The sequence below is a fragment of the Pedobacter gandavensis genome (genome assembly GCF_032678745.1).
Taxonomy (GTDB): Bacteria; Bacteroidota; Bacteroidia; order Sphingobacteriales; family Sphingobacteriaceae; genus Pedobacter; species Pedobacter gandavensis_C.
The window spans coordinates 815,070-839,722 of sequence record NZ_JAVTST010000001.1; the positions used below are offsets into that span (position 1 = coordinate 815,070).

General features: G+C 41.0%; 21 protein-coding genes. 11 read left to right on the forward strand and 10 right to left on the reverse strand.

Annotated elements, in window-relative coordinates; genetic code table 11:
* Positions 1-140: 140 nt before the first annotated feature.
* From R2S10_RS03195 to R2S10_RS03210, 4 genes are all read left to right on the forward strand, one after another.
* On the forward strand, positions 141-896 hold the full coding sequence (locus R2S10_RS03195; protein ID WP_316838994.1) for a hypothetical protein: 756 nt from the start codon (positions 141-143) through the stop codon (positions 894-896).
* A gap of 176 nt (positions 897-1,072) precedes the next feature.
* On the forward strand, positions 1,073-1,705 hold the full coding sequence (locus tag R2S10_RS03200) for a hypothetical protein (RefSeq protein ID WP_316838995.1): 633 nt from the start codon (positions 1,073-1,075) through the stop codon (positions 1,703-1,705).
* Entirely contained in the window at positions 1,705-2,541 is an 837-nt protein-coding gene (locus tag R2S10_RS03205; protein WP_316838996.1) for a DUF3307 domain-containing protein, read from the forward strand. Before R2S10_RS03200 ends, R2S10_RS03205 begins: the two co-directional genes overlap by 1 nt.
* 73 nt (positions 2,542-2,614) lie before the next feature.
* A complete protein-coding gene (locus tag R2S10_RS03210) occupies positions 2,615-3,745 on the forward strand; it encodes a DEAD/DEAH box helicase (protein ID WP_316838997.1) in 1,131 nt (376 codons plus the stop codon).
* A gap of 51 nt (positions 3,746-3,796) precedes the next feature.
* Here the strand turns inward: R2S10_RS03210 and R2S10_RS03215 are convergent, their stop codons facing one another.
* The 7 genes from R2S10_RS03215 to R2S10_RS03245 all read right to left on the reverse strand — a co-directional run bounded on the left by R2S10_RS03215 (position 3,797) and on the right by R2S10_RS03245 (position 13,808).
* The gene (locus R2S10_RS03215; protein WP_316838998.1) at positions 3,797-4,747 is read right to left on the reverse strand and encodes a nitrilase family protein; all 951 of its coding nucleotides are present in this window, start codon (positions 4,745-4,747) and stop codon (positions 3,797-3,799) included.
* 76 nt (positions 4,748-4,823) lie between these two features.
* Positions 4,824-5,633, reverse strand: a complete 810-nt coding sequence (locus R2S10_RS03220) for a helix-turn-helix domain-containing protein (RefSeq protein WP_316838999.1) — start codon at positions 5,631-5,633, stop codon at positions 4,824-4,826.
* Positions 5,634-5,748: 115 nt separating this feature from the next.
* The gene (locus R2S10_RS03225; protein ID WP_316839000.1) at positions 5,749-7,182 is read right to left on the reverse strand and encodes an efflux transporter outer membrane subunit; all 1,434 of its coding nucleotides are present in this window, start codon (positions 7,180-7,182) and stop codon (positions 5,749-5,751) included.
* Positions 7,175-10,342 (reverse strand): efflux RND transporter permease subunit, encoded by a 3,168-nt coding sequence (locus R2S10_RS03230; protein ID WP_316839001.1) that lies wholly within the window; start codon positions 10,340-10,342, stop codon positions 7,175-7,177. Before R2S10_RS03230 ends, R2S10_RS03225 begins: the two co-directional genes overlap by 8 nt.
* A 44-nt stretch (positions 10,343-10,386) precedes the next feature.
* Entirely contained in the window at positions 10,387-11,469 is a 1,083-nt protein-coding gene (locus R2S10_RS03235; protein WP_316839002.1) for an efflux RND transporter periplasmic adaptor subunit, read from the reverse strand.
* A 173-nt stretch (positions 11,470-11,642) separates the two neighbouring features.
* The gene (locus R2S10_RS03240; protein WP_316839003.1) at positions 11,643-12,047 is read right to left on the reverse strand and encodes a hypothetical protein; all 405 of its coding nucleotides are present in this window, start codon (positions 12,045-12,047) and stop codon (positions 11,643-11,645) included.
* Positions 12,048-12,197: 150 nt separating this feature from the next.
* Complete coding sequence (locus R2S10_RS03245) at positions 12,198-13,808, reverse strand: ABC-F family ATP-binding cassette domain-containing protein (protein ID WP_316839004.1); 1,611 nt, start codon at positions 13,806-13,808, stop codon at positions 12,198-12,200.
* 232 nt (positions 13,809-14,040) lie between these two features.
* Here R2S10_RS03245 and R2S10_RS03250 point away from each other — a divergent pair, with 232 nt between their 5' ends.
* Together R2S10_RS03250 and R2S10_RS03255 are read left to right on the forward strand one after the other, a co-directional pair.
* Positions 14,041-14,910 (forward strand): nucleoside phosphorylase, encoded by an 870-nt coding sequence (locus R2S10_RS03250; protein ID WP_316839005.1) that lies wholly within the window; start codon positions 14,041-14,043, stop codon positions 14,908-14,910.
* Between the two features lie 97 nt (positions 14,911-15,007).
* The gene (locus R2S10_RS03255) at positions 15,008-15,328 is read left to right on the forward strand and encodes a hypothetical protein (protein ID WP_316839006.1); all 321 of its coding nucleotides are present in this window, start codon (positions 15,008-15,010) and stop codon (positions 15,326-15,328) included.
* Positions 15,329-15,573: 245 nt separating this feature from the next.
* On the opposite strand, the gene R2S10_RS03260 is transcribed toward R2S10_RS03255, so the two are convergent.
* A complete protein-coding gene (locus R2S10_RS03260; RefSeq protein WP_316839007.1) occupies positions 15,574-17,856 on the reverse strand; it encodes a GH92 family glycosyl hydrolase in 2,283 nt (760 codons plus the stop codon).
* A 184-nt stretch (positions 17,857-18,040) separates the two neighbouring features.
* Between R2S10_RS03260 and mnmA the strand changes: the two genes are divergently transcribed.
* Complete coding sequence (gene mnmA / locus R2S10_RS03265) at positions 18,041-19,132, forward strand: tRNA 2-thiouridine(34) synthase MnmA (protein ID WP_316839008.1); 1,092 nt, start codon at positions 18,041-18,043, stop codon at positions 19,130-19,132.
* Positions 19,133-19,148: 16 nt separating this feature from the next.
* Here mnmA and R2S10_RS03270 read toward each other — a convergent pair whose 3' ends face one another.
* Both R2S10_RS03270 and R2S10_RS03275 read right to left on the reverse strand, forming a co-directional pair.
* The gene (locus R2S10_RS03270; protein ID WP_316839009.1) at positions 19,149-20,096 is read right to left on the reverse strand and encodes a metallophosphatase; all 948 of its coding nucleotides are present in this window, start codon (positions 20,094-20,096) and stop codon (positions 19,149-19,151) included.
* Positions 20,074-20,847: a 5'-nucleotidase C-terminal domain-containing protein gene (locus tag R2S10_RS03275; RefSeq protein WP_316839010.1), complete on the reverse strand. Its 774-nt coding sequence runs from the start codon at positions 20,845-20,847 to the stop codon at positions 20,074-20,076. The genes R2S10_RS03270 and R2S10_RS03275 overlap by 23 nt, the downstream gene beginning before the upstream one ends.
* A gap of 51 nt (positions 20,848-20,898) precedes the next feature.
* On the opposite strand from R2S10_RS03275, the gene R2S10_RS03280 reads away from it, so the two are divergent.
* The 4 genes from R2S10_RS03280 to R2S10_RS03295 all read left to right on the forward strand — a co-directional run bounded on the left by R2S10_RS03280 (position 20,899) and on the right by R2S10_RS03295 (position 24,646).
* Positions 20,899-21,459 carry a DUF922 domain-containing protein gene (locus tag R2S10_RS03280; RefSeq protein ID WP_316839011.1) on the forward strand — a complete coding sequence of 187 codons (561 nt, stop codon included), beginning with the start codon at positions 20,899-20,901 and terminating at the stop codon, positions 21,457-21,459.
* Positions 21,460-21,618: 159 nt separating this feature from the next.
* Positions 21,619-22,701: an acyltransferase gene (locus tag R2S10_RS03285; RefSeq protein ID WP_316839012.1), complete on the forward strand. Its 1,083-nt coding sequence runs from the start codon at positions 21,619-21,621 to the stop codon at positions 22,699-22,701.
* Positions 22,702-22,874: 173 nt separating this feature from the next.
* On the forward strand, positions 22,875-23,474 hold the full coding sequence (locus tag R2S10_RS03290; protein ID WP_316839013.1) for a sigma-70 family RNA polymerase sigma factor: 600 nt from the start codon (positions 22,875-22,877) through the stop codon (positions 23,472-23,474).
* Positions 23,475-23,626: 152 nt separating this feature from the next.
* Complete coding sequence (locus R2S10_RS03295; protein ID WP_316839014.1) at positions 23,627-24,646, forward strand: FecR family protein; 1,020 nt, start codon at positions 23,627-23,629, stop codon at positions 24,644-24,646.
* The last annotated feature ends 7 nt before the right edge of the window (positions 24,647-24,653 follow it).

Below are 24,653 nucleotides of genomic sequence, written 5' to 3' on the forward strand. Positions count from 1 at the left end.
CGTATTTACAAGACTGTTGATGCTAGAAGAAAGATTGCTTGCATAAAAAACTATGCAATCGTTGCCGAGCTTCTTTCTTTAGCACAAACAGATTTCTATATTTGATTACTTATTTCAAATTATTTTTAACAAAACCATATATGAAAAGATATCTTTTTATTCTCTTTTTATTTTTCACTTGCTCCGGGTTCGCACAGCAAAGTCTGAACAACTACAAATATGTAGTCATTCCTGAAAAATTTAGTTTCCTTAAATCGCCTAACCTTTACGGGTTAAATGACCTTGCTAAATTTCTTGTCGAACAAAAAGGATTTACCCCCTATTTTGACAATGCAGAGCTGCCTGCAGACATTGCCAACAACAAATGCCAGGCGCTAAACCTGGAGCTAACAGAAAGAAAAACAATGTTTACTACCAATCTTACTTTCGTATTAAAGGATTGCCAGGGCAATATTCTGTTTAAGAGTAAGGAAGGTAAAAGCAGGGAAAAAGAGTATAAAACCTCTTATAATTTCGCACTTAGAGATGCCTTTACTTCATTGGATACCTTAAATTATGTGGCTACTACGATGCCTACTACTATGCAGGCGCCACAGCAAACAGCCGTAGTTGCTCCACCTGTAGTTATTCCGGCTGCTGTAGCAACTCGTCCGATCAGCTCTGAAGTAGTTGCTGCTGCAGGTACTTTATATGCGCAACCTATCACTAACGGTTTTCAGTTGATCAATACGGAACCTAAAGTTGTATTGACCCTATTAAACAGCACCGTTCCTGAGTCATTTATCGCGAACAACGCAACAAGCCATGGCATCGTTTTTAAGAGAAATGGCGAATGGTTTTTTGAGTATTATCAGAACAATAAGCTGATGACTGAAAAACTATTGATTAAATTTTAAAATGATTCACACACCTGGGCCCTCCCGGGAATTCCCCAGGTGTGTGGCTATTTTCCCTGATTTCATGGCAAAATATAGAGTAAACACTCTATAATCATCAAATATAGAGTGTTTGTTCTATATTTTGCAATTATAGAGTAAACACTCTATATTTATAGGATATTTAAGCCTAAAACATGAAAACCAAAGCTGTCATCACCGGAGACATCATCAACTTCACCAAGCTCTCTGCAGCCAAAAGGAAAGAACTTATTGAGGATACAGGAAAACTTTTAAAGACCTGGATCAAAGCAAAGGAAAATGCAGAAATATTCAGAGGCGATAGCTATCAGGTCTTATTTGAAAATATACAGGAGGCCATCACCAAAAGCATCCAACTCATCTGTTGGTTTAAAAAGCATTCTGATGAAGCCGCTAAAATCTATCTCAGCACCCGGATTTCTATAGGGATTGGTAAAGTGGCCTATTTAGGTAAAAATGTCCTGAATTCTGATGGGGAAGCATTTCATCTCTCTGGCAGAAACTTTGACACCATGAAAGAAGAAGAATTTCTAACTATTCATACCAATAATGAATTAAAAAACGACGGAATTAAAATAATACTTAACTTTGTTAATAAATATATAGAAAAATGGACAAAAGGACAGTCTGAGGTAATTTATTTGCTTTTGGAAGGAAAAACCCAAAAAGAGACCGCAAAAATCCTCTCCCTATCCCAACCCTCAGTTAATAGCAGGTTAAAATCTGCAGGCTGGAAAGAATTTGAGCCCAGCATCAAATATATCGCAGACTTAGTACAACAGGAATAATGGAGACGAATTTACTACTCAGATTGATCGTTGCACATTTGCTCACCGATTTCGTGTTTCAACCCAAAAGCTGGGTAACCGATCGGGAGCAGAAACAAGGAAGGTCCACAAAACTTTACCTACATGTATTTGTAACCGCTGCAGTGGCCTACCTGCTCTCCGGATTATACAGCAATTGGCTGATCCCGGTAGTCATATTTTTATCCCACCTGATCATTGATTACCTGAAATCAAAAACTGATAAAGCCAGATTCAGTTATTTCATCATAGACCAAATGGCACACCTGCTGGTTATTGTACTGCTTAGTCTAGGCATCGAACACAAATGGGCTAGTACCTATTCCGGCTTCGAACAGCTCATCAATAATCCTAAATTCTGGATCATCACAACGGGATACATCTTTATCAGCTTCCCACTAGGCATCATTATCGGCAAAGCCACTCAAAAATGGAGAGACCAGATCAGCTTGGAAAAAGAACGGGCAGTAGCTGCCGCGGCCAATTTAGCAGCAGCGATATTAGAAAGGGAAAATAATGGCGATGAAAAGGAAACTGTTCCGCTAGCCGAAATCCCTAAAAGCAATGAAGAACAGGAATTAGGTCTGGAAAATGCCGGTAAATGGATCGGAATCTGCGAAAGGATATTGATCCTTACTTTTGTGATTATGGGCCAGTACACGGCTATTGGCTTCCTGATTACTGCAAAATCCATCCTAAGGTTCAGTGAAAAGGAAAATAATACGCAGTTAAAGACGGAATATGTGTTGGTAGGAACATTGGTTAGCTTTGCTTCCTCCGCAATGATTGGCGTATTGATTCATCTGGCCATTAGTTGATTTTTGGTCTTTCAGCAAAAAACCATGGCTAACGACGTTTTTTGCGTACTTTTACACAAAAAATTGAGTAACTATGCCTTTTACAGCCTTAGGTTTGTCACCTGCTTTATTAAAAGCACTGGCAGATCAGAATTTCACAGCGCCAACCCCTATTCAACAAACAGCTATTCCAGCTATATTAAATAAAAAAGACGTTTTAGGTATTGCAAAAACCGGTTCGGGAAAAACAGCCAGTTATGTTTTACCCCTTTTAATGAACCTGCAACAAACTATTGGTGTGAAAAATCGCCATGCGGATGTATTGGTTTTAGTGCCTACGCGTGAATTGGCGGAACAAGTAAAAGAAGTATTCAAGACTTTTAGTCCGGCAATGCTGAAGCCTGTGAAAACATTAGCAGTGTATGGTGGCGTATCTATTAACCCACAAATGATGGGAATGCAGGGCGTAAACGTATTGGTTGCTACTCCAGGAAGGTTATTGGAATTGGTAGACAATAATGCAGTGCATTTATCAGATATTGAAACCCTGGTATTGGACGAGGCAGACAAGATGCTCAACTTAGGTTTTAAAGAAGAGCTGAATAAAATCCTGGCTTTATTGCCTAAAAAACGTCAGAACTTATTGTTTTCTGCAACTTTGAGTCCTGATATTCAAAGTATCAACCAAATCTTACTACATGAGCCTGTAGTGATTAAAATAGATGCTGAGGAAGATACACTGGATACCATCAACCAAGTGGCTTATATCGTTTCTGAGGAGAAAAAAGGGCCGTTTTTACGTTACCTGATTAACCACCATGACATGAAACAGGTATTGGTATTTACCTCTTCTACGCATCAGGCGGATGCGGTGGTAAACAAGCTTCGCAAAAATAACATTGATGCTAAAGCCATTCATAGCAAGAAAAGCCAGGGCTCCAGAACAGAATCTTTATACCTGTTTAAATCAGGGAAATTGAGGGTATTGGTGGCCACCGACTTAATGGCCAGAGGGATCGACATCAATTTCCTTCCTTATGTGATCAATTATGAATTGCCTAGATCACCTAAAGATTATGTACATAGAATCGGTAGAACGGGCCGTGCGGAAGCCGCGGGAGACGCGATTTCATTGGTGAGCAAGAATGATTTACATCACTTTGAAATCATCCAGAAAAAGATGGGTAAAAAGGTGAATATCATTGATGGTGAGCACATCATCTAAAAACAATAGAAAGCCTTGTTCATCGACAAGGCTTTCTAATTTTAAAAGAATTTAATTCTTTTTAAGCCAGGAAACCTGTTGGTTACTCTCATGATCAGCAGCAATAATGTCCTTGTACAATTCCGGTCTTCTGGCCTGGATATACCGCGAACCGCCGGCCATAGTCAATGCCTCCGGGTTTAGTTCTGCAATCACAAACTCATTCTCTAAAGACCTGCATTCGGCCATTAGTCCTCCAAAGGGATCCAGAATCATGGAGCATCCGTTTTTGAGCTGATCATCATCCATCCCTATCGGGTTAGCAAACACCGCGTATATTGCATTGTCGTAGGCACGTGCAGGTAACCATTTCATCAACCATTCCCGCCCTTTTAAACCATCAAATTCGGCACGTAGTACTTCCTGATTAGCTTGTTTATCTTTCCAAAGTTCTGCATCTACAAAGCCTGCCCCTGGCCTGGTTGATGGCGTGCACATCGTAACATGCGGCATAAAAATCACCTGAGCGCCAAGTAAGGTCGTTGCCCTTACATTTTCGATAATATTATTATCGTAACAGATCAGGATGCCACATTTCCAGCCATAAAGCTCAAATACCGTATACTCATTACCCGCTGTCAGATGAGGATTGATAAATGGATGTAGTTTACGGTGTTTAGCGACCAGTCCGCTGTGATCCACGCAAACGTAGGCTTTGAATAGGTTGTCGTTTTCGTCTTTTTCGAATAATCCGGCAAGGATGGCAATGTTATATTTTTTTGCCAGTTCAGTTAATCGCTGAACACTGGGGCCATCAGGTATAAACTCGGCCAGATCCAGCATTTGTGCTTTAGAAAGTGGTCTGGCGAAGGTATAACCGGTAATAGAGCATTCATGGAAGGCAATCGCTTCTGCTCCTTGCGCTGCCGCATCTTTACTAAGCTGCTCGATTACAGAAAGGTTATAGGCTTTATCTCCACTACGGTTTTCAAATTGAGCCGATGCTATTTTAATGTTTTTCATTTTTTAAGGTATTTAAGATGTTTTCAAAACTACCTATGCCAGCCTATGAAAATTTGTATAAAACCGACAAAATGAATTATTGTACAGACATAAGGTTGATCGCCAATAGTTGCTGGGCGTCCTTATAATGAGCTGGAGTAAGGCCGGTCATTCTTTTGAAGTTGTTGTTCAGGTGTGCCTGATCGTAGTATCCAGACCTATAAATCAATTCCGCTATTTTCTCTTTATCGTGTTGCTTTTGAAGAAGCTTGAGTAAATGCTGAAACTTAATGGTATCTGCAAATCTTTTAGCTGAGGTACCGATATGCTCTCTGAATTTACGTTCGAGTTGTCGCTCGGTTACCGGAACAAGTTCCAGAATCTGATCGATCCTGATGAGTCCCTGATGCTGATAAATTAGGTTCATCGCCTTACCAAGCTCCGGGTTTATAGTTCTGAAACCTATGAGCCTTTTCCATAGAAACATTTCAATGATTGCGATGGCTTTATCAATTGTTGTCGCAGAAAGCACCTGTTCTTCCAGGTCTATGGCTTCCTGTCCGAATAAATCAGCCAATGGAAGGGCATGATCTTTTAGCTCATGAGCTGGAATATGGAAATGGGTAAATAAGGTATGAGGCTGTAAAACCACGACAATCATGTTCAACTCTCCATTGGATGCAAGTGTATTGTAATGGCTGAGTTGTCCGTAAACAAAGCTCCGGGCTTGCAACTGTGGTGTCTCATTAGTCTCATTCCATTGCAATAGCTGGTTTTTCAAATGAAAAACCATACCTGGATTGCCATCAGAAAACATCCGGTAATGCTGTTGTACAGCAGCCTGCTGACTCAACACCAAATAGTGTTTAACCAAACCTTGAACCGAATGATGTGGAGGCAATTGCATATCTGGAATAAAGGTAAACTTTATCCCTTATAAAAAAGCCCCCAAAAATAGTGTCTAAATTTTTGGGGTCACTTCATTTTGGGGGCTTTTATTAAATCTGGGGGCGTTCTCTTGGCTATTTCCAACCTCCGCCCAGGTCCCTGTAAAAATGGACCACTGCATTCAGTTGTTCTTTTTTAGTTTCAATCAGTTCCAGTTTAGATTCCAAAGCATCTCTTTGGGTCATTAAAACCTCAAAATAATTCACTCTGGCGGACTTAAACAGATCGTTTGAAACTACGATCGACTTATTCAATGCATCCACCTGTTGAGATTTCAGCTCATAACTTTTATCCAGATTACCAATCTTTGAAAGTTGGTTAGAAACCTCCAGGTAAGCGTTTAAAATGCTGCGTTCGTAGTTATACATCGCCTGTAATTGTCGCGCATTGGCAGTACTAAACTCGGCCTTGATCGCATTTCTATTGATCAATGGACCCGCGATATCTCCTGCAAGAGCATACAATACCGATTCCGGAAATTTCAGGAAATAACTCGGTTTAAAAGCCTGTAATCCTATGGCTGCCGAAATATCCAATGATGGATAGAACGCGGCACGTGCCACATTTACATCCAGCTTTGCGGCCGACAATTCCAACTCTGCCTGTTTGATATCCGGGCGATTGGCCAACAGCTGTGAAGGAACACCAACCTGTACCATGGCAGGAAGTAAATCTAGAAAATTACCTCTGTCTCTTTTGATCTCCTGCGGATATTGCCCCAGCAGAAAGTTGATCCGGTTTTCCGTTTCTTTAGTCTTCTGAAGTAGTTCAAACTCCAGGCTTTTTGAAGTCAGCACCTCTGCCTGGAATTTCTGAACCGCCAATTCCGTTGCTCTGGCCGCTTCTTTCTGAACTTTTACAATTGCTAATGCATTCTTTTGCAATTCGATGTTCTGTTTTACAATTTCCAGCTGGTTATCCAAGGCCAAAAGCTCATAATATGAGTCTGCTACTTCTGCGATCAGATTGGTTAAGGCAAAGTTCTTTCCCTCTACGGAAGACAAATACCTGCTCAGAGCGGCTTTTTTTGAATTCCGTAGTTTCTTCCAAATGTCAACTTCCCAATGTGCATAGGCGGATAAATTATAATCCATCAAAGGATCTGGAACGGCTTTGCCAGGAGCGATTTCCGTTCCTGCATCACCTGCCCCCTGACTGGTATACCTCCCTACTTTCTCTACGCCAGTGCCGGCCCGAAGGCCTACACTTGGCAATAGCTCCCCTTTTTTTATTCTGATCTCATTCTTTGCAATTTCAATTTCCTGCATCGTGATTTTCAGCTCCTGGTTGTTTTTAATTGCGGTATCAATCAGGTTTATCAGATTTTGATCCTTGAAAAAACTACGCCATGGAATTGTAGCGGTATTTGTGCTGTCTTTACTGTTACTGTAAATTTCAGGAACAGCCGTATTTGGGGTGTTCGTTGCAACCGAAGGCAGTTTACATCCTGCTACCGCAAGTGCAGCGCTCAATGCAATCAGGCAACGTTCTTTCTTAAATTTATACATTATGATCGATTTCTTCGGTTAATGGATTCTCTTCTTCATTTTTAACGAGTTTGTGTTTTTCAGCGATTCTGCCAAAGACATAGTACAAGCCTGGGATGATCAATACACCACAAATGGTTCCTAAAAGCATCCCACCGGCAGCTGCAGAACCAATTGTCCGGTTTCCGATTTTACCTGGGCCATTGGCAAAAACCAATGGAATCAAGCCTGCAATAAAAGCAAATGAAGTCATCAGAATCGGACGGAACCTCACTACTGCGCCTTCCATTGCTGCTTGTAATACCGTTGATCCGGCACGATGTTTCTGCACCGCAAACTCCACGATCAGTACCGCATTTTTACCTAGTAAACCAATGAGCATAACGAATGCCACCTGCGCATAGATGTTGTTCTCTAAACCGCAAATTTTGAGCAATAAGAACGCACCGAAAATCCCGCATGGCAAGGAAAGAATAACGGTTAATGGCAAAATGAAACTCTCATACTGTGCCGCAAGAATCAGGTAAACAAATCCCAGACAGATCAGGAAAATGTAGATCGCCTCGTTGCCACGGGATACCTCATCTTTGGAAATACCAGCCCAATCGATGCTGAAACCTCTTGGTAAAGTCTTTTCTGCCACTTCATTGATGGCATTAATTGCTGCACCACTACTATAACCAGGAGCTGCTGAACCACTGATCTCAGCCGCGTTATACATATTGTGTCGGGTAATTTCCGACAAACCATATACTTTTTCCATTCTCATGAAGGCAGAAAATGGCACCATTTCATCCCGGTTGTTTTTAACATATAGTTTCAGGATGTCTTCCGGTAAGGCTCTGTATTGTGGTAAAGCCTGCACCATCACCTTGTACTGACGATCGTATTTGATGAAATTGGTTTCATAATTACTACCTACCAGGGTGGAAAGTGTATTCATCGCGTTTTCAATTGTTACTCCTTTTTGCTGCGCAATGTCATTGTCGACGCGTAACATATACTGTGGGAAGGCGGCACTATAAAAGGTGAAAACTGAAGACAGCTCGGGACGTTTACTCAGTTCCTTCACAAAATTCTTGCTCACCGTTTCCATCTTCTTGAAGTCGCCGGAACCTGCCTTATCCAGCAAGCGCAATTCGAAACCTCCGGCAGCACCATAACCCGGCACCGCTGGCGGCTGAAAGAATTCAATCGTCGCACCGGAAATCCCCTCGGATTTCTCCTCCAGTTCTTTCATGATCTCCTCCACACCGTTTTTGCGATCTTCCCAGCTTTTCAGGTTGATCAAACAAGTTCCGGAGTTGGCACTTGTTCCTTCGGTCAGGATTTCATACCCTGCCAGGGCAGAAACTGATTGCACTCCTTCTACACCTTCAGCGATCTTTTGAAGCCGCTCAGCGATTTCATTGGTTCTTTCTAATGATGAACCCGGAGGCGTTTGAATAATGGCATAGAACATCCCCTGATCTTCATTAGGGATAAATCCGGATGGCAGACTGTTATTCAGGAAATACGTACCGGCACAGAAAGCCAGCAACACCCCAAAAGTAATCGCCTTGCGGTTTACAATAAGCCCAAGTAGGTTTTGATACTTCCCGGAAAGCTTGTCGAAAGCCCGGTTAAAGCCATCAAGAAACTTATCTAAAGCATTATTTTTCTTTGCTTTTCCATGATGGTTTTTCAACAAAATGGCACAAAGTGCCGGCGTTAACGTCAAGGCCACAATACCGGAAAGAATGATCGCTGTGGCCATGGTAATGGAGAATTGTCGGTAGAAAATCCCTACAGGACCAGACATAAAGGCTACAGGAATAAACACAGCAGCCATCAAAAAGGTAATCGCAATAATGGCTCCACTGATCTCGTGCATTACCTTTTTTGTTGCTTTCCTTGCAGAGATATGATGTTCCTGCATCTTCGCATGGACGGCCTCAATCACCACAATCGCATCATCGACGACGACTCCAATTGCTAAAACCAAGGCGAATAAGGTGACCAGGTTGATTGTAATCCCGAAAAACTGCATAAACACGAATGTTCCGATCAGGGATACGGGTACGGCAATCGCCGGAATCAAAGTAGAACGCCAATCTCCTAAGAATAGGAAAACCACCAGGCCAACCAGAATAAAGGCTTCTACTAGTGTATGGATTACTTTTTCTATGGACGCATCCAAGAATTTTGACACGTCATAACTGATTTCATAATCAAGGCCTTTAGGAAAAGAAGTTTTCTTGATCTCCTCCATTTTGGTCTTGATGTCTTTAATCACCTGACTCGCATTACTGCCATAAGATTGCTTCACGGTAATTGCCGCGGAAGGTTTACCGTTCAGATTAGAATAGATGTCGTACATCGAACTTCCAAACTCGATATTGGCTACATCTTTTAGTCTTAAAATCTCTCCTTGTGGAGTTGATCGCAAAATGATGTCTCCATAAGCTTCTTTGGTGGTGAATCGTCCAGGGTATTTCAATACATACTCAAATGATTGTGATCTTTTTCCGGAGCTTTCACCTGTTTTTCCTGGCGAGGCTTCTAAACTTTGCTGGTTTAAAGCTTCCAATACCTCATCAGCAGAAATTTTATAGGCCAGCATCCGGTCTGGTTTTAGCCAGATCCGCATCGCATACTCCCGGTTACCCAGGATATCGGCAACCCCAACACCATCTACCCTTTTCAATTCTGAAAGGACGTTGATGTCTGCGAAATTGAAGAGGAATTTCTGATCCATCTTTGGATCTTTGCTGTACAAGTTGATGTACATCAACATATTTGATTCCTCACGCGTGATTTTAACCCCTTCACGTACCACTAATGGTGGCAGCTTATTGATTACGGAAGCGACACGGTTTTGAATGTTTACAGAGGCCTGATTAGGGTCTGTACCCAAATTGAAAATCACCTGAATGGTGGCTTCCCCGTCATTACCGGCATCTGAAGCCATGTATTTCATACCTGGAACACCATTGATGGCTCTTTCTAATGGAATGATGACCGATTTGATCATCAATTCACCGTTTGCTCCAGGATATTCTGCGGTGATGTTCACCTTTGGCGGTGAAATCGAAGGAAATTGTGTAACCGGCAGATGGCTTAATGCCAAAGCGCCCAGAAACACAATGATGAGCGATATTACTATAGAAAGGACTGGCCTTTGTATAAACTTATTGAACATTTACTTAATTTTAAATGATAGGTTGAAACTGGAAAGACTTGTTATTATTCCGCTTTTAATCTCAAATGAGAGATGACTTCTTTAGGGTCCTGGTATTTAAACCTGATCTTTTCATCATCTTTTACTTTCTGAACACCTTCCAAAAGGATTTTGTCGGTTTCAGAAATTCCACTTCCTACTACGTATAGGTCGGGCATTTCAGACGCGATAGTAATGTTTCTGGAATGGACAACATTGTCGTTGCCTACTACAAAGACATACATTTTGTCTTGAATCTCATAAGTTGCTTTTTGGGGAATAATCAGCGCATCGCGCAATGGAACTAGCATCTGTATTTTTCCTGTTTCACCATTTTTCAATAGTTTATTGGCATTAGGGAACCTCGCTCTGAAGGCGATGTTACCGGTTTCGCTATTGAACTCACTTTCAATAACCTCTACATTTCCTTTTTCTGGCAGCTGCTGATTGTTGGCCAGTAGCAGGTTTACTTTCTTGTCGCCACGGTCTTTTACATTCATTTGATAGGCAAGATATTCAGGTTCTGAGACGTTGAAATAAGCGAAGACCTGACTATTATCAGAAAGGCTGGTAAGCAGTGCTCCTTCATCAATCAGACTTCCTAGTTTCAGTGGAATACGGTCTATTGTGCCATCAAACGGCGCTTTGATCTCGGTGAAGGACAAATGGAGTTTTGCTAAGGAAACTTCTGCTTTAGCGGCATCGAGCTTTGCCTGAGCCATAGCCTGTTCGTTTCTGGAAACTACATTTTTATCGGCCAGTAGTTTTACGTTTTGTAGTTCTATTTGTGCTGCTTTTACTTCTGCCTGTGCTTTTAACAATTCTGCTTCGTATAATTTAGGCATAATGCGAAATAACAACTGACCAGCTTTAACAGACTGTCCTTCATCGACATAAATATTCTGCAGGTAGCCTTTTTCCTGGGCGCGGATTTCAATATTCCGCACGGAGCGAATTTGGGAAACATATTCTTTAGTAAATGAAGTATCAGCTTTTAATGCATTGGTGATGGTATACTGACTTTCTTCTTTTTTCTCTTCTTTTTTTGTGGTACAGCTTGTAAGGTTCAACAAGGCAATCGCGCCTGTGAACAAGAGTATTTTCTTCATGGGTAATTAATGGAAATTAAGCGAATAAATGCCTGGAATCCTTGGATTCCAATCAACGAGATAAGACATCAGTTGTGCTGAACAGGATTTAAAAATCCAGTCAAAAGATCATAAAAACATAGCTACGCGAAGGAAGTATGTTTAATGTTTTTAAACTGATGTAAGGTTATTGCTCAAATCCTCAGAACGCGTTGTCTGATGTAAATAGGAGAAGAATTGCCTGAAAATGGCAGAAAAGTCTGGTAATGCTGCTGATCAGCATCGGCGATTAGTACCGGGTAAAATGTGAGGTACCACTTGTCAAGGCTGTAGTATTCCTGATGGAAGTTTCTACTTGGCAGCTCATCGCTGCTGAGGTGTTCTTCATCCAGATCTAAGTCGGCCTCTTCAATGATGGTCATGTCCTGCCCTGCGCCAGTTAATTTTGGCCTTTCCGCTTTTGCAAGCTTCTGATGGGATGGACAATGTGTAGGGTCGTGATGCGTACCTGCATGGAGATAGTGCCCCCCGCATAACAGGAAGGTAAACAGGGATACGAAAAATACGACTACTCTCATTTTGGTCGCAAAAGTAATCAAAGTATTGAAAGAAAAAAATGAATCTACTAAAATTGAAAATTGGCTGATAATTGGTCGAAGGAAGCTAATTCAGTTAAGGTCGAAACTATAGCGCCTTCTAGAAATGAAAAAAGTGGCTGCCGATCATCCTGATGTCGACAGCCACTCTATTTAATTAGTAATTACCAGTTCCAGATCCTCTGTTACACCAATTTGTTCCAGGAAATAATGGTCATGGGAAATCACCAGCAAAGTACCTTTGTACTCATTTATTGCGGTGCTTAGCATTTCTATGTTTTGCATATCCAGGTTATTGGTAGGCTCGTCGAGTACAATTAAATCCGGGCTTTGATTGCCAATTGTTAAGGCACAAAGGATCAGTCTCATTTTCTCTCCGCCACTCAGCGCTGCACAGGGTTTATCCCAGTCTGCCTTGGTAAACAAGAACCGGTTTAAGCGAAGCTTGATTTCATGCTCCTGTAAAGCCCCAGAATTAAACTGTTGTGCTTGTTCATAAACACTGAGTTTAGTGTCAATTAAAGCATAATCCTGATCCACATATATCGACTGGAACACAGCGCGTTCCAATGAGCCGGATGAAGGTATTAAATCTCCTAAAATCAGTTTGATCAAGCTGGTTTTACCAGATCCGTTTGGGCCTTTTATGGCCAGACGATCGCCTGCACGGATCTGAAAATTCAAAGCTTCTTTCCAAAGCAATTGAGATTGCGACTCAGTACCATAGCTATAATTAAGCTCCTTTGCGTTAACCAACACTTTTCCGGTATGTACTGCAGAGCCTTCGAGGTTCATTTTCATTCGATCCAATGCTGATTGCGCCTTGCGGAGCAAGCTCAACTCTTGCGAAATGGCATCCAGCTTATCGGCATGAACTCCTTTTAATCGCGAGGTACTCTTCTCTGCGTTATTTTTCAGGGTATTCATCATGATTGTTGGTAGTCCCGCTTTTTCTTGCTTCTGTTTTCCGCGTGCATCTAATTTCTGCTGCCTTTCCATGGCAGAGCGCTCAACCTCCTTCGCCTTCCGAACTGCCTTTTCCTTATTTCTCAAAGTTTGCTCAAAAGCGGCCTTTTCCAGGGCCCGTTGTTCTGCATAAAACTCATAATTACCACCATAGACAGTAATTCCATCCTGCGACAAGGACAGCACAGTATTTAACAGATTCAGTAACTCCCGATCATGACTAACCACAACCAAGCTTTGTTTGCTTTGTCGGATATCTTCATAAAGCAGCAATCTACCTGCCCGATCTAAATGATTACTTGGCTCATCCATCAAAACCAACTCTGGCCGGTGAATGCGGATCCCTGCGAGGAAAACCTTCGTTTTTTGTCCGCCACTTAAGGTATTCATCTTTTGCGCTAGATTGAGGTCCAACAGATTCCAATGGGCGAAAGCCTGCTCGCAGCGTGCTTCAAAATCCCAATCATTGTCCAGCAGGTTAAGGTTTTCTTCTGTGGCATGGCCATCCAGAATTTCCTGTAATGCCTGTAGTTTGTCGCCGAGTTGAAGCGCCTCAGCAATGCTCAATTCATTGTATTCATCTAAAAGTTGAGGCACATAATAAGGCCTGAAACTCGCCTTAATCACCCCTGATGTGGGCAATAATCGTCCGGCTAAAATTTTCAGTAAAGTAGATTTTCCAACGCCATTATTGCCAATTAAAGCAATCTTATCCTGTGGATTAAGACTAAAGTTAAGCCCGGAAAATAGTAAATCCCTATTGGGATGTTGATAGGTAATATCTTGAAGAGTAAGCATGAAATCCTTTCTTTTTTTAATAAAATAATTAAGAAACCCAGTATTGGTTTCACTTTATTATCGGGAAAGAAATATGATCCTACATGCTTTTTTAATTGATTTGTTTACGAATGCAAAGCTAAGAATTTCCATCAAATTAAAAAACTGCTAAGAAATGCTTGCTTATTTCTTTTATATTTTGGCAATAAACTCCCCGGGGTTTCATAGGTTTGTGAGATCAATCGCCGTAATTATGGAAAACAAAATATCAGAATCAGATTTAATCATCAATCCCGATGGCAGTATTTATCACCTCAACTTATTGCCTGAAGACCTTGCACAAACCGTCATCACTGTCGGCGACCCTGATCGGGTCTCAGAAATTTCCAAACATTTTGACCGCATAGAACTTAAAAAAGGAAAACGTGAATTTATTACGCATACCGGCTATTTAGGCCAAAGAAGAATTACTGTAATTTCTACAGGGATTGGGACAGATAATATTGACATTGTATTTAATGAATTAGATGCCCTGGTTAACATTGATTTCCAAAACAGAACAGTAAAAAAAGACCTGACTTCTTTGGATATCATCCGTATCGGCACCTCCGGCGCCATACAGCCAGATCTACCAATGGGTACCATACTCGCTTCTTCTCATGGTCTAGGCCTGGATGCTTTGATGCAATATTATATTCATGAGCTTTCTGTTGATGAGCGCCCGATTCTGGAAGCCTTTCATAGCCACTGTGCGCATATCAAAGGGATTCATCCTTATCTGACAGCAGCTGATAGCACGCTATTAAATACCATTGGTGCAGATATGGAGAAAGGAATCACCATTACCGCCCCTGGGTTTTATGCGCCACAAGGCCGACAAGTTCGCGCAAAAAATGCCATACCCAACTTCATTTCTTTGCTCAATAGTTTCCAACATGGAAGCAACAGGATTACCAACCTGGAAATGGAGACTGCTGGAATTTATGCACTTGCAAAAGTACTGGGGCATAAAGCCCTCTCTGTAAACGCGATATTAGCCAGCAGAGTGAATTTTGAATTCAGCACTGCGCCAAATAAAGTAGTGGATCAGGCCATTCGTATGGTACTGGATAAGCTCAGTTAAGGCGGCCTGTTTGCCTGAATTATTGCTTAGTGATTTTAAAGATTTTCAAACAAAATAGGCTTTGCCGTGTTCCATTGATAGATATAGAACGAATTTTATGTTTGAATTACTAAAAAATAAAATAGGAATTTTAGCAGCGACTTCATTGTTAAGTGCTTACGATACAGAAGAGTTAGATGCAGGAAAAAGATTTATTGCCATCCTTGCTGGTGCATACATCTTTCAAAAAGGAATTAGAGCCATTTCAAAAAACCCGATGATAGGAATTCAGGAGGCAGTATTAGGTGGGGTATTGCTATATACCGGAACGGTAGGAATACATAAAAAGATCGTTAAAAGACCAAGGGAGCTTTCCGACATCAGGAAGAACCAGATCCAGGGAAATGACCCAAGATCGGCAGTCCCAGCTTTTGTTTAGTTAGATAGGCCGGAGGCCTCCGGCCGTATCACCTAAATTGCAGACGACACCAGCTACTCTGAGTTGAACCGACGTAGGGTTTATTGTCCTGCCTGGTACCAATTTCACAATATTATTTTATAAAAAAAAACTGATCTGCTAAAATATTTGAATTATTTTAGCAGATCAGTCAAAATAACAGTATTTGTCTATATAATTAAACTATTAGAAGAACTTTACAACTATTATTACTAATTAATTCTTGACTATTTTGTAGGTTTTGAAGACATATAGAAAACTATTTTACCACCTTTCAAAATATCTGAGTGTTTAATCAAATTATTAGTAATCAGACTTCCATTTAGCAATACTTTTTGCACGTAGATATTCTTATCACTTTGGTTGATGGCTTCAATCTGAAATGTCTTCCCACCTTCCAAATGAAGTGTTGCAGATTTTACCGCCGGACTACCTAAAGAATAATCAGCTGATCCTGGAGATACCGGATAAAATCCCATTGAAGAGAACATATACCAGGCGCTCATCTGACCGCAATCATCGTTGCCACCTAATCCATCAGGAGTAGGTTTATATTGCATTTTTAAAATCTTTCTTACCCTTTCTTGTGTCTTCCATGGCTGGCCGGCCCAATTGTACAGATAAGCAACATGGTGTGCCGGTTCGTTTCCATGTACATAACCACCAATAATCCCTTCCCTTGTAATGTCCTCTGTATCGGCAAAAAACTCATCAGGTAAATGCATATTGAATAAACTATCGATTCTGGCGGCAAATTTCTGCTTCCCTCCCATGATGTTCATTAAAGATTCCGGGTCCTGCGGCACAAAGAAACTATAATTCCAGGTGTTGCCTTCAATAAAGCCTTGTCCGTGGGTACTCAACACATCAAATTCCTTTTTGAAAGAACCATCTGTCAGTCTTGGACGCATAAAGCCAATGCTCTTATCGTATACGTTTTTCCAGTTTCCGGAGCGTTTCATAAATTCTTCATATACCGGCTGATTGTTCAGTTTTTTTGCAATCTGTGCGATACACCAATCGTCATAAGCATATTCTAAAGTATTTGAAACAGAGGTTCCACTGTTTTCTGCAGGGATATAACCCATATCAATGTACTTTCCAATTCCTTCATAATTGCGGTGGTTAGCGGTCGCCACACAAGCATCCAGCGCTTTCTGAGCATCACCATCATATACTCCTTTAATGATCGCATCAGCTACAACAGAAACGCTATGGTAGCCACTCATACACCAGTTCTCATTAGCATAATGCGACCAGATTGGCAGCATTTTCAAGGAACTCTGATCGTAATGTGCCATCATAGATTTCACCATATCATTGTTTCTGGAAGGCTGGATCAGATTAAAGAAAGGATGTAATGCCCTATAAGTATCCCATAAAGAGAAAGTGGTGTAATTGGTAAAGCCATTTGCCTGATGCACGTTCTGGTCTAACCCTTTATACTGTCCGTTTACATCGCCATAAGTAGTTGGATTGATGAAAGCATGGTACATGGCCGTATAGAAATTCACCTTATCATCTTCCCCTGCGGCAATGTCGATTTTGTTGAGTTCCTTATTCCAATCGGCTTGAGCCTGAGCTTTTACCCCATCAAAATCCCAACCCGGAACTTCGGTAGTCATGTTTTCCAGCGCATTCGCCTGGCTAACCGGAGAGAGTGCGAATTTTACTTTCAGCTGCTCCTGCTCTTTCGTGTCGAAATCGAAGTGCATACGGATTCTCTTCCCTGCAATTTCCGGGAAATTATTGTTCTGATCGAACTTTCTCCAGAAGCCACCGTATACCTGTTTCTTATCGAAATTCTTCTGTCCATAGCTTTTGAAGGGCTTAGAAAAGGTCATCGCAAAATAAACAGTCCTTGTTCTCGCCCATCCATTGGTTTGGCGGTAACCCGTTAACAGGGTGTCGTTCACTACGCGGACATAAGTCCATACTGTTTTGTCGTCGTAATTGTAAATCCCCGACATTAAATCCAGGATAATGTGTGATTGGTCAGATTTCGGAAAAGTATAACGGTGCATACCTACCCTTTTACTGGCGGTTAATTCAGCTTCAATCTGGTGGTCATCCAGTTTCACTTTATAATAACCGGCTTCGGCCTTTTCATTGGCATGGGAATACGCAGAGCGAAATCCGCTTCCCGGTACATCTGCTGTACCCGGATTCATTTTTAAAGTACCTTGAGTTGGCATTACCAGAAAATCTCCCAGATCAGAGTGTCCTGTTCCGCTAAAATGTGTGTGGCTAAATCCGACAATCGATTTGTCTTCATATTTATAGCCCGCACAGTACTTATAAATGTCCCCGTTATATTTGCCATTCAGCTCATAAGAAAGGGTATCCGTGTCTGGACTCAGTTGTACTGAACCAAAAGGGACTGTGGCACCTGGATACGTGTGGCCCATTTTCTGGGTGCCAATAATCGGTTTCACATACTTTACCAAGTCCTTTTGTGCCTGTGCAGAAAGGGCTGGAAGCAGTATACAAAACAATAATGCTTTTTTCATTTGTCTTAGTTGAGGTTTTTTTACAATGCCCTAAGGTATAAATATTTGGCAAAAAATCAGCTTTATTATGTTGCTATAACGTTTAATCTAAACTTTATACTTTTATCCTTTTTACAAGCAACTGACGGCAGATATGAGAATGTATGGGTAAAAACCGCTATTTTTGCCCTCAGAATAAATTATAATGAGTAAACTCGGTAGAATATTGGTAGCCATGAGTGGCGGAGTAGATAGTTCAGTTGCAGCAGTGATGTTACACGAACAAGGATATGAAGTAATCGGATTGACCATGAAGACATGGGACTATGCGACCTCAGGTACCAGCGGTAAGGAAACTGGATGTTGCAGTCTGGACAGCATCAATGATGCGCGTACATTGGCTGTAAATTACGGATTCCCACACTATATATTAGACATCAGGGATGAGTTTGGTGATTATGTAATTGATAACTTCGTTGATGAGTATCTTGCAGGTCGTACACCTAACCCTTGTGTATTATGTAACACCCACATTAAATGGGAAGCATTGTTAAAACGTGCAAATAAACTGGATTGCGAATTTATTGCGACCGGTCACTATGCGAACGTTAGACAGCACGACAATGGTCGTCATGTCATTTCTAAAGGTTTAGACGAGAATAAAGACCAGTCTTATGTACTTTGGGGTGTTTCTCAGGAAAATCTGGCGCGTACTAAATTCCCATTGGGATCTTTCGCTAAGGCGGACATCAGACAAATGGCTTTAGATATGGGACAGGAAGAACTGGCTAAGAAAAGCGAAAGTTATGAGATCTGTTTCGTACCGGATAATGATTACCGTTCTTTCTTAAGACATAAAGTTGGAGATTTAGAAGATCGCGTTGCGGGTGGTAATTTCATTACCAGTGATGGTATGGTAGTTGGACAACATAAAGGATATCCTTTCTACACTATCGGACAGCGTAAAGGTTTAGGTATCGCTTTTGGTGAGCCGATGTTTGTGACGCAAATTCTTCCGGAAAGTAATACCGTAATGTTAGGTAGAGCAGATGAGCTGGAGCGTCATGAAGCCCTGGTTAGAAATGTGAACCTGATTAAATATGAAAATATTTTAGAGCCAATGACTGATGTGGTGACTAAAATCAGATATAAAGATGCAGGTACCCTAAGTACTATTGTTCAGGAAAACGATAAAATCAAAGTAGTATTTGATCATGCAGTTTCCGCAATAGCACCGGGCCAGTCCGCAGTATTCTACGAAGGAAACGACCTTCTAGGAGGCGGTTTCCTTTGTTAATAAAATACGTTAAAAATTACTGATCTAATTGATCTGAAATGGTATAAGGTGCAGCAGTTTTAATACGCTTGCCCTTATATCTTTCAAAGTAATAATCCAGTCTACCTAGATTAATCCCTGCAAATCCCACCTGATTAATCGTAGTGATCTTTCCATCCAGATTCATGATATCTTCCGGTTGATCCATAAAAGTATGGGTATGACCACCTATGATCAAATCTATATTTCTGGTGTTTTTAGCCAATACCTGATCTGAATCTCTATTGCTGTCATATTTATAACCCAAATGTGATAAACAGATCACAAGGTCGCATTTTAAGTCGTTTTTCAGGATACTTGCAGTCTCATTGGCTGTTTTTACCGGATCTAAAAATACCGTGTCTCCGTAGTTTCTATCACCTACTAAACCGGCGAGTTTAATTCCGATACCAAATACCCCAATCTTGATTCCCTGCTTTTTAAATACCTGATAAGGCAAAGTAGATTTGTTCAATAAGGTATTCGAGAAATCGTAATTGCTACACAAAATTGAGAAATTGGCATGTGGCAATTGTTTATAAAATCCTTCCAGGCCATTGTCAAAATCATGATTTCCCATCGTTGCGGCATCATACTTCATCTCCGACATCAGTTTAATTTCCAGCTCTCCGCCATATTTATTGAAATACGGTGTGCCCTGAAAGATATCACCAGCATCAAAAAGCAAAACATTGTCTTCTTTTGCGCGAATAGATTTGATCAATGCCGAACGTCTGGCAGTTCCACCCAGGCCGGCATATTTAGAACCGTCCATCGGGAATGGCTCTATTCTACTGTGGACATCGTTGGTGTGCAGAATTGTCAGTTTTACCAGGTCTCCGGCTGCTAAAGCATCAAAAGCATTTAAGTTTAATGCGGCAGCTGCTGCGACCATCCCTCCTGTTTTAAGGAAGTTTCTACGGTTAATCTTTAGTAATTCTTCCATCTAATTTTGGATTTATGGTTTTCCCAGCAGCCTGGTTTTCTTTAATATAGGTAATGAGTGCATCGCGCATTCTGATGCCCATGATCTTTTTCTCAATTGCTTTCTTGAAACTCTGCACATTGTCGCCACCCTCTGCTACGTAATCAGAGGTTAAGATTTTGTAGTTTCTTTTCGGGTCTAATGGTTTTCCCTGGATCATCACATCTGTAGGTTTATCATTAACGATTTTCATCCTTAAACCTGCAACTGGTTGTCCACCTGTTTTCGCAATATATTCCAATAGGTTTTGCACATCTGCCGGACTCAATACATACAGCATCATTTCATTTTCAAAAGGCATCACCTCAAAAACGTTCGATAGTTTAATGTCTCCTTTAGGAAGTGCTACGCGAATCCCACCGTTGGTTGATGGCATTGCGAAATCTATGGTAGGATCATATTTTAGTGCTTCATGGAATAAGGCATCAGAAAAGAAGTTCCTCAAAAGATTTTCAGCAACAGGCTTGCCGTCTTTTTTATCCAGCTTCTCCATTAAAACATCGGAATGGCCAATAACCGTGTTCATCTCCTGATCCATTTTAATTTTATAGGGAAGATAAGTCTTGATCACGGCGCTATCTGCAGGTTGCTGCGCGTTCATATTGTATTCCGTCCGGTTACTTTTTACCACCATATAATGGGAGCTACAGGAAACCATCAAGGGTATGGCTGCTAAAACCAGGTACTTTTTGATTGGATGAATATATATCATATCGATTTGAAAGCACAAAGGTAAAAAACCTTATCCTTATCTTTGTCCGATATGACGCATTTCAACAGATTTTTACTTTCTAGCGGCCTTGTCCTGGGCTGCGCTATCTTAAGCCCTAAACAGGCACATAGTCAGGAAAACCAATTGAAAAGAATCAACCTTCAGTGGAATTCATACCAACAATTGAGTAATTCTAACCGTCCCTATATCGCTTATACCGCGCATCAGACGACACATAAATATCGGGCAACGCAAAATGGAAATCAGCTGGCCCTGAAGTTTATTGTGGGGGTAGTTTTGGATGGAAAGCAATCTATCGTGGATCCCAAACGATTAGCAGCCTTAAATGAAGCGGATCAAAAAAGTTTATTGCATCATGAACAAGGTCATTCGGATCTTGCGGTCATCTATGGCAGAATCCTATATAAAAAACTCTCTGCTAAATCTTACAGCATCAAGAATTTCCAAAAAGAAGTTAAAGAGATTTACGACAATACCATGGCCGAGCTTGCGAACCTACAAGCAAGATATGATATGGAAACTGCGCATGGCGAAGAAAAAGAGCTACAGGATAAATGGGATCTGTATTTTACAAAGGAGTTAAAGGATTAGGTTTAAATTCTTGTCTTGGTAACATTTTTAATGAAAAAACTCCTCATGGAGATAATCGTTGTCGCCAAAACTTGATGGAATGGCATTTATTCGGTATTCTTGAACCCACACAACACCAAAAAGAAACCGAATCATTCCATCTAAAAGAAACCAAAATTAATGAACGCTAAAACGTTAAGTCCAGACTTATTAAAAACCAAAGAACACTTTCATATCCTAGATGGCTTACGGGGAGTAGCTGCAGTAGCCATTGTTATTTTCCACTTCATGGAAGTGGTCTTTATTCCGGCAAAGAATTTTATTGGCCATGGCTTCCTTGCCGTGGACTTTTTCTTTTGCTTATCCGGATTTGTCATCGGCTATGCTTATGACGACAGGATTGGCAAAATGGGCATTTTGGCCTTTTTAAAAACCAGACTCATCAGACTCCATCCACTGGTGGTTTTAGGATCGGTTTTAGGCCTGCTTGCTTTTCTATTTGACCCCTTCGGTATGCACCCTGAAATCTATAGTGCCGGTAGAGTTGCAGTCATCTTTTTAAGCTCTGTTTTCTTGATTCCTTTTCCGGTAGTATCTGAAAGGTATTTCAATTTATTCACCTTTAATGCGCCTGCCTGGTCTTTATTCTGGGAATATGTTGCCAACATTGTTTATGCCCTGGCATTATACAAAGCGACGCGTAACGTGTTATTGATCTTAACAATTCTGGCAGCAGCTGCCATTTGTTATATCGGCTATACCAGTGGAAACCTGCTTGGTGGCTGGAGTGGAGAAACCTTCTGGCATGGCTCTGCACGTATCTCCTACTCATTTTTAGCAGGATTACTGATCTTCCGTTCTAAATGGATCATCAAATCAAACCTGGGTTTTGTAGGCTTAAGCGTATTACTTTTACTAGCGTTCCTAATGCCGGATAGCAAATGGAACTGGATCACCGAGCCATTGGTAGTATTGATTTATTTCCCTTTATTGATCGCTTTAGGTGCTGGAGCTAAACTACAGGAAGGTGTAAAAAAACTATGCATTTTCTCTGGAAACATCTCCTATCCGTTATACATGACACATTATATGGTGCTGTGGCTTTTTGCTGACTATTACTTCAGCCATAAACCAGCGGGTATGCAGTTGTTTGCGATCATCGCAGCGGGCACTACCTTATTGGTTGGCTTCGCTTATTTAGTGATGGTGGTTTATGATATCCCGGTAAGAAGATACTTTATGTCTAAATTGAAAAAAGCATAATCAAACTGTTCTCCTCAGGTTAACAGGCTTGGTTACTCCGCTTGCTGATCCTGAGGAAACTTTAAACATCTCCTACAAAAAAACGTCCTTAATCGCTTATTTCGCGAAAGGGATGTTTTTTTTTATGGCCGTTAAATCCCCCATATTTATAACTTAGCCGAAATTTCATCATTATGCCTGAACCTATTGAACCACAATACTGGCAATCTTTTAAAGCCGGAAATGCGGAAGCTTTCGAGTACCTGTACAGCACTTATTCTGCTGGTTTATATAACTATGGCTCGAAATTCAGTAAAGACAAAGACCTGATTAAAGAGTGTATTCAGGATCTTTTTGTAGGCATCTGGACCAGAAGGTCTACACTTGGAAACCCTGATCACCTCAAAAACTATCTTTATAAATCTTTTCGTCACTTACTTTTCAAAAAGGCCTTTCAGTCGCAGAACTTTGAGGTTTATGAAGAAGAAACCGATAATTACTCTTTTCATGTCAGCTTAAACGTGGAGGAAGCTATTATTGATGGTGAGCATCGCAGTAAGGTAACGGAACAGCTCAATCTGGCCATGTCTAAACTTACCGCCCGACAAAGGGAAGCGGTCTTTCTAAGGTTTTATGAACAGCTGAGTTATGAAGAAATTGCAGAGGTGATGGACATTTCAGTGAAAGCGAGCTATAAAATTATGGCCAGAGCATTGGGATTCCTGAAAGACAACCTATCGAAGGACGATTTAATGCTACTGTCTTTAATACTTCATCTGAGATTATTAAACTGACCGGCAAAAACTGCGCAACTGAATAAATTATGCAGTTAAGTTAATGAAATTATCAATCTGACTATCAGTCAAATAACAAATATTTTGAATTTTAATTCATTCTGATGGGGTAATATGCTTCATTCTCAGCTAATAGGATCAAAAGCAGCAATATGAAGAAACAAATTAGCGCGTACGAGACCTATACCTTAGCAGAGCTGATCAATGATCAGGACTTCCTGTTATGGGTCTTGCATCCTGATGAAAAGTCAGACCTCCACTGGCAAAGCATTGAAAACACCTATCCTCAGCTCAAAACCCCTATTTCCGAGGCAAAAGCAATTGTTCAATCCATGCGGTTCGAAAAGAGCGTTTTAGGAAAAAGAGAACAGGATGAACTCTGGAATACCATCCAGGAGAAAACAACTTTACGTAAGACACCAGTCCGCAAACTTTGGTATCGTTATGCTGCTGCAGCAGTACTGGCCGGAGCTTTATTGGGCATTGGCATCCTTTACCACATTAACCAACCTATCGCGATCAATACGCCTTATGGTCAATTGAAAACTATCACTTTACCCGATGGCTCATTGGTCACCTTAAACGCCAATTCTAAGCTGAAATATGATAAGGACTGGAATAAAAATGAGATCAGAGAAGTCTGGATCGAAGGTGAAGCCTTTTTAAAGGTGAAGCATTTACATACTTCAGGGAAAATAGCCGAGCGCGAACGTTTTGTGGTACATACCGGCAATGTCAATGTAGAAGTATTGGGTACTTCATTTAACGTGAACGACAGACGTGGACGTACTGAAGTGGCCTTATTGGAAGGTAAAATCAGCCTGGGCTTAAATGGCGCTACTGCTAAACCGCTAATCCTTGCTCCAGGTGATATCGCAGAGTTTGAACATGGAAAACTGATTAAAAAACCGATTAATGTAGCAGAGTATGCGTCCTGGAAAGACGGGAAGTTGTATTTCAAAGCTGTTCCTGTAGCTAAGGTCTTCAATTACATAGAAGACATATATGGGTATAAAGTGCTGGTTGAAAATCCGGAGATTCTAAAGAAAACGATCTCAGGTTCATTGAGCACTCAAAATGAGCAGGTTTTATTTAAGGCCCTCGGGATGACTTTAAACCTCAACATTTCCCCAAATAAAGATACTAAGGAACTAATGATTACGACTAAATAGCACAACG